The organism is Aeromonas sp. HMWF014, assembly GCF_963878295.1.
Taxonomy (GTDB): Bacteria; Pseudomonadota; Gammaproteobacteria; order Enterobacterales; family Aeromonadaceae; genus Aeromonas; species Aeromonas popoffii.
The window spans coordinates 1-5,672 of record NZ_CAWNYS010000146.1 but is presented as its reverse complement, the minus strand read 5'-3'; the positions used below and the strand labels follow the sequence as shown (position 1 = coordinate 5,672).

Below are 5,672 nucleotides of genomic sequence, written 5' to 3'. Positions count from 1 at the left end.
CCGGCATTGGGCGCACCGAACAGGACACCATTGAGATGGGTTTCCAGCGGCAGATGCACCTTGCCCTCCTGCCAGTCGCTGCCCAGCTCATCGGGGGTGATGGCCACCGGCGAGAAGGCGCTGGAGGGTTTGGACTGGAAGAAGCCAAAGCCCTTGGCCAGCTCGCCGGGGATGAGGTTGCGCAGACTCACGTCGTTCACCAGCATCAGCAGCTTGACGTGGGCGGCGGCCGCCTGCGGGCTCGTCCCCATGGGCACATCGTCGGTGATGATGGCCACCTCCGACTCGAAATCGATACCCCAGGCCTCCGAGCCCATGACGATAGGGGCACGGGGGGCCAGGAAGCAATCCGAGCCGCCCTGGTAGATCAGGGGGTCATGCCAGAAGCTCTCGGGCATCTCGGCGCCGCGCGCCTTGCGCACCAGCTCCACATGGTTGACATAGGCGCTGCCGTCGGCCCACTGGTAAGCGCGGGGCAAGGGCGAGAGGCACTCACGCTCATCGAACGGGAAGGTATCGGCACAGGTGCCATCGTTGAGGGCCTGATAGACGGCGGCAAGGCGGGGGGCGGTTTGCGCCCACTCATCCAGCGCCCCTTGCAGGGTGGTGGCGATGGACGCCACCCGCACCGCACGGGTCAAATCCCGGCTGACGACGACCAGGGCGCCATCGCGTTTGCCATTGTTCAAGGTTGCAAGTTTCATAAAAATCCTTATTTGCCGGTGGCAGTCATGGGGTCCGGACGCCGCCAGCTGCTGACGTAACGCGGGTTTTCTATCCCCTCGCACAGGCTGCCAACATTGAGCGCATCGCGGGTATCCAGCATCACGGCCACCTCGTCGGTGAATTTCTTGGCATAGGCCTGCCCCGCCGCAAACGCCTTGGGATGGGGGCCGTGGGTAAAGCCGGCAGGATGGAAGGTGACCATGCCACGCTCGATATTGTCCCGGCTGAAGAAATCCCCGGCGTGGTAGAAGAGCACCTCGTCGTAGTCGTCATTGCTGTGATAGAAGGGCACCTTGAGGGCGCCGGGATCGCTCTCTATGGGGCGCGGCACGAAGGTGCAGATCACAAACCGGCTCGCCACAAAGGTGGAGTGGGCCGAGGGTGGCAAGTGGTAGCGGTGGCTCATCAGCGGACGAATGTCGCGCCAGTTGAGGCGGACCACGCACAAGTCCCCGTGCCAGCCCAGCGCATCCAGCGGATTGAAGGGCCAGGTGATAACCGACACCTTATCGTGGCGCTTGACCTGCAGTGACCAGGGATTTTCATCCTGCTGGGCTAAAAAGGCCTCATTGATGGCGGGCACATCCAGCGCCGCCGGATCAAAGATGGCGTGATTGCCCACCAGCCCCTTGTCCGGCAGCTGATAGCTGTCGTTGGTCGCCTCTATCATCAGGATGAACATGGGCGAGCTGGGTTCGATGCGCCACATGGTGCCACGGGGGATCACCACGTAGTCGCCATCCCGCAAGGTCAGGTGGCCGTAATCGCAGAAGAAGTCACCGCCCCCCTCGTGGATAAACAGCAGCTCGTCGCCGTCGGCGTTGCGCACCAGAAACGGCATCTTTTGTGCCAGCCGCCACATCCGATAGCGGCAGTGAGGATTGCTGAGGATATCCGGCATCACCCAGGGGGAGAGAGAATTGACCTCCTCGTCAAGGGCATTAAGGTCGAACAGCCGTGGCCGCAGCGGCCCCTCCCAGTTGCTCCAGTCGGTGGGGGCGTGCTTGTGGTGCATGTGGGTGGCGGGGCCGAAGAAACCGGCCCGCCCCAATTCACGCTCGTAGATGGCCTGCTCGGGCAGATCGGCATGAGCCTGCCGGGAGTGGGTCCCCTCCCGATGGGGAAAGCTTATCCAGTTACGCATCGCCAAGTACCTCGCATGAATGGGGCTGGGCTCGATGAAGTCGGATCCCGTTACGCATCATTGAGTACCCCGCGGCGGATCTGATCCAGTTCAATGGATTCGAACAGTGCCTGGAAGTTGCCCTCGCCAAACCCTTCATTGCCCTTGCGCTGGATGATCTCGAAGAACACGGGGCCGATGACAGTGTCGGTGAAGATCTGCAACAGGATGCCATCTTTCGTCGGTGAGCCGTCGATCAGGATCCGCAGCGCTTTCAGCGCCTCCAGATCTTCCTGATGGCCCTCGACCCGGCTGTTGACCTTCTCGTAGTAGGTATCCGGCGTCGGCATAAAACCGGTACCACGGCCACGCAGGGTGCGTATGGTCTGGTAGATGTCGCTGGAGGCCAGGGCTATGTGCTGGATCCCCTCCCCCTTGTACTGGCGCAGGTACTCCTCGATCTGGGACTTGTCATCGGAGGATTCGTTGATGGGGATGCGAATTTTGCCGCAGGGGGCCGTCATGGCACGAGAATGCAGGCCAGTCAGCTTGCCTTCGATGTCAAAATAGCGAATTTCCCGGAAGTTGCCGATCCGCTCATAGAAGTTGGACCAGACATCCATGTTGCCGCGCTGGACGTTGTGGGTCAGGTGATCGATCTCGTAAAGCCCTGCGTCCACCTCGGCCATGCGCGCCTGCCAATCGGGGTAGAAGACAAAATCCACGTCATAGATGGAGCCCTTGTCACCGTAGCGATCAACAAACGAGAGTGTGCTCTCGCCGATGCCGTAGATGGCAGGGATATTGAGCTCCATGGGCCCTATCTTGCCGACGAAGGGCTTGGAACCCTTGGCGATGGCGAACTGCTGGGCCTTGCCCGCATCCGCCACCCGAAATGCCATGCCACAGACGCTCGGCCCGTGCAGGTTGGCAAACTGCTCCGCCTGGGAGTGGGGCTCGGCGTTGATCACGAAGTTGATGTCACCCTGACGGTAGAGCCAGCACTGCTTGTGCTTGTGCTCTGCCACCTCGGCGAACCCCAGCGAGACAAACAACGTCTTGAGGGCGGCAATGCCTTTGGCATCCGGTGCCGTGTATTCGACGAATTCGAAACCATCGGTGCCGAGGGGATTGATGGTGTGGGAACGGGAAGAGGAAATGGTCGTCATGAGGCGCTCCTTGCTGTTGGCTGATGACTGAAAGTGGTTAAAACGGGTTAACGCAGCGACGCACGGCCAGGCCGGCCACTCCGTCAATCGATCCATTGTTAACAACTTGTTTCATTAGAAGCAGGTGCGTAGCAGAAGAGAAGAGGCGGGTTCCAGATAGTTTCCCCGACTCCATCGCCAAAAAATGTAAATAGATTGTGACATTGATGCCGCAGCCTTGCGGATCGCCTCACGGCGACCCGGCGGGCTGTCAGCTTTCCCTTACAGCCGCCACTGTTTGAGCACTATGTGGGGCAAGTGAGCCCGTGCTGTTTGCAGGCGCCCCGGGGTGGGATTGATGAGCCAGGCCTGTGCGCCCTGCGCCAGTAGTGGCAGATCGTGCAGGCTGTCGCTCAAGGCCAGCGTCACAGTGAGGGCGCGGATCTCGGGCAGTATCTTGTGCCGACCGTGGCAGTAAAAACGCGGTATCAGACCGCCGTAGCGGTAGTGCATCCGGGAGCCTAGGGTACGATGGGGCAGCTTGCCGGGCAGTTGCTGATAGAGCTGGCCTCGTACCAGGGCACGAGGGCTGGCAGAGATCACCCAGCAGCGCTCGTGCACGTCCGCCAGCAAGGTGCGCGCCTCGCGAAACAGGCCTGGCCGGATACGGCAATAGGCCCGCACTAGCTTGCGCCAGCCAAGGGGCGAAAGCCCCAGGGTGATGGCCCACCAGATAAGCGAAATCCCCCGCCTGCGCTGGCTGGGTACAAGGTACACTAGGCCGCCCAGCGCGATCACCGGCAGCAACAACAACGACCAGAGGCGGCGACTCAGTATGTAACGCAGCAGGCCGGCGTGGCTGTCGCCCGGGGCCAGAGTGTCGTCAAAATCCGCCAGGATCCAGCCGCTGGCAGGCCCCCGGCTCTCCGGCACCGCCTGAGCACCGCTCATTCGCTCAAGCCCGCGATGGCGGCATTGAGCTCGGGCAGGAGAAACAGCTCCCCCTCATCAGGGGGGCAGATAAAATCAAACGCCTCATCTGCCAGGGTGAAACTCAAGCGCCAGGCGTGCAGGTAGCCGCGTTCGGCCGCCGTGCCGCCATAGCGCTCATCCCCCAGAATGGGCGCCCCTATGCTTTTAAGGGCAACCCGGATCTGATGGGTCTTGCCGGTCTGGGGCTTGATGCGGTAGAGCCGCAGCCCCTCGCGCACCGGCACTGAGTCAAACCAGCTGATGGCGGGGTTGTCCAGGCTGCGCGCCAGCATCCAGCTGCCACCACGCCCTTTTTGCATATCCCCCTTGACCCAGCCCTGCTTCTTCTTGGGCTTGCGATCGGAGAGGGCCAGATACTGCTTGCTCACCTGCCGATCCGCAAACGCCATGCTGAGCGCCCGATTCGCCGCTGTGGTGCGCGCCAGCAACACCAGCCCGGAGGTCATTTTGTCGAGCCGATGGACGGGATAGAGGACAGACCCGGTGTCGGCCTTGACCCGGCTGACCAGACCCGGATTGACCAGGCCGGACTCATCGGTCTCGTCATGCATGCCAAGGCCGGGCCCCTTGTTGATCACCATGAACTCGTTGTGCTGCGCTAGTATCCGGTACATCAAAAAACCCTTTAGAATGTGCTTCATTACAAGAATATGACCCTCTCAAGGGGTCGCCCCCCATGGAACACTCAGAACAAGACTCGCATGGATGAAGAGATGCGTGCTTTGGTTGCTCCTGATGGGCATCAGTTACGCCATTCGCCAGCAGATCCCCGCCGGAACCTGTGCTGCTCCAGCTACGCTGACCCCAATTGGTGGGCTATCACATGGCTAGCTATGCCACAGCCGGACTGGACGCGGAGATAAGGCCGGTGGCAAGGATAAGCCTGGTGGAGGAGCGGCAAAGCGGTCGTACCGACGTTGACGTGGGCAACACAGAACTGTTGACCTCCTCTGCCCTGGCATACCCTGACTGGCGATCGCCTGCGTCTTTCAACACTCCCCGTCCCTCTTCCTGGCGCGCCGTGCAGCGGCATTCTCACCATTGATGCCATGCGTGGCAAACGGATCATGATGTTTTCCACCCATCAAGATGCCACGTTGCGGGCAACCCGTTACCACCAGACTCCAAACGAACCCCATTTCACCCCGATCCGGACCTCGGTCAATATCGAGGATCTCAGCAACGAGCCCTGTACACCGACAGGGGGAGTGAGCCGGCCCCCGCTAATGCCGGCCAAGGGTCCATCCCTGACTGAGGGCATCAGACGCGCTCTCACGCCACAAGGCCACCCCGCGGGGTGGCCTTGTGGCTATCTGCATCAATGGAACAGTCAGGATCAGCCAAAGGTCTGCCCCAGCGACTGGAGTTGTCTGGCCTTGGTCAGCAGGATCTCGCTCGACTCGTCCACGTCCTGCATCTTGTTGCTGTTGGCATGGGAGTGCTGGGAGATAAGGTTGACGTTCTGGCTGATGTCCTCGACCACCGCCCGTTGCTGCTCCGCCGCCGCCGAGATCTGGGCCGAGAAGTCCATCACCAGCTCGATTTCGGCCAGCACCTGATGCAGGCTGCCGGAGCCCTGCCGGGTCATCTCCACGCAGGCCTGGGTCTGTTGCAGGTTGTTCTGCATCATCCCCTTCCAGCCATTCAGGGTACGCTGGATCTGGCTGATGCTGCTCTGGATC

At 61.3% G+C, this 5,672-nt stretch carries 5 protein-coding genes and 2 pseudogenes; 1 reads left to right on the top strand and 6 read right to left on the bottom strand.

Going from position 1 to position 5,672, the window contains the following annotated elements:
• From AAC083_RS05735 to AAC083_RS05715, 5 genes are all read right to left on the bottom strand, one after another.
• Window positions 1-704 (bottom strand): fumarylacetoacetate hydrolase family protein (locus AAC083_RS05735; RefSeq protein WP_108536069.1); only part of this gene is annotated, 704 nt, incomplete at its 3' end.
• 8 nt (window positions 705-712) lie between these two features.
• Window positions 713-1,870 (bottom strand): homogentisate 1,2-dioxygenase, encoded by a 1,158-nt coding sequence (locus tag AAC083_RS05730; RefSeq protein ID WP_042036680.1) that lies wholly within the window; start codon window positions 1,868-1,870, stop codon window positions 713-715.
• A 50-nt stretch (window positions 1,871-1,920) separates the two neighbouring features.
• Window positions 1,921-3,018, bottom strand: a complete 1,098-nt coding sequence (gene hppD / locus AAC083_RS05725; RefSeq protein ID WP_042036679.1) for a 4-hydroxyphenylpyruvate dioxygenase — start codon at window positions 3,016-3,018, stop codon at window positions 1,921-1,923.
• 261 nt (window positions 3,019-3,279) lie between these two features.
• A complete protein-coding gene (locus AAC083_RS05720) occupies window positions 3,280-3,948 on the bottom strand; it encodes an HAD family hydrolase (protein WP_108536068.1) in 669 nt (222 codons plus the stop codon).
• Complete coding sequence (locus AAC083_RS05715) at window positions 3,945-4,604, bottom strand: TIGR01621 family pseudouridine synthase (RefSeq protein WP_108536067.1); 660 nt, start codon at window positions 4,602-4,604, stop codon at window positions 3,945-3,947. The genes AAC083_RS05720 and AAC083_RS05715 overlap by 4 nt, the downstream gene beginning before the upstream one ends.
• Window positions 4,605-4,695: 91 nt before the next feature.
• Here AAC083_RS05715 and AAC083_RS05710 point away from each other — a divergent pair.
• Window positions 4,696-5,168, top strand: a pseudogene (locus AAC083_RS05710) (ABC transporter substrate-binding protein); the annotation flags it as partial.
• Window positions 5,169-5,326: 158 nt separating this feature from the next.
• Here the strand turns inward: AAC083_RS05710 and AAC083_RS05705 are convergent.
• Window positions 5,327-5,672, bottom strand: a pseudogene (locus AAC083_RS05705) (methyl-accepting chemotaxis protein); the annotation flags it as partial.

Excerpts from the sequence above, each read along its gene's own strand:
- AAC083_RS05720 (WP_108536068.1), bottom strand. The coding sequence starts at position 3,948 with ATGAGCGGTGCTCAGGCGGTGCCGGAGAGCCGGGGGCCTGCCAGCGGC.
- AAC083_RS05715 (WP_108536067.1), bottom strand. The coding sequence starts at position 4,604 with ATGTACCGGATACTAGCGCAGCACAACGAGTTCATGGTGATCAACAAG.
- hppD (WP_042036679.1), bottom strand. The coding sequence starts at position 3,018 with ATGACGACCATTTCCTCTTCCCGTTCCCACACCATCAATCCCCTCGGC.
- AAC083_RS05730 (WP_042036680.1), bottom strand. The coding sequence starts at position 1,870 with ATGCGTAACTGGATAAGCTTTCCCCATCGGGAGGGGACCCACTCCCGG.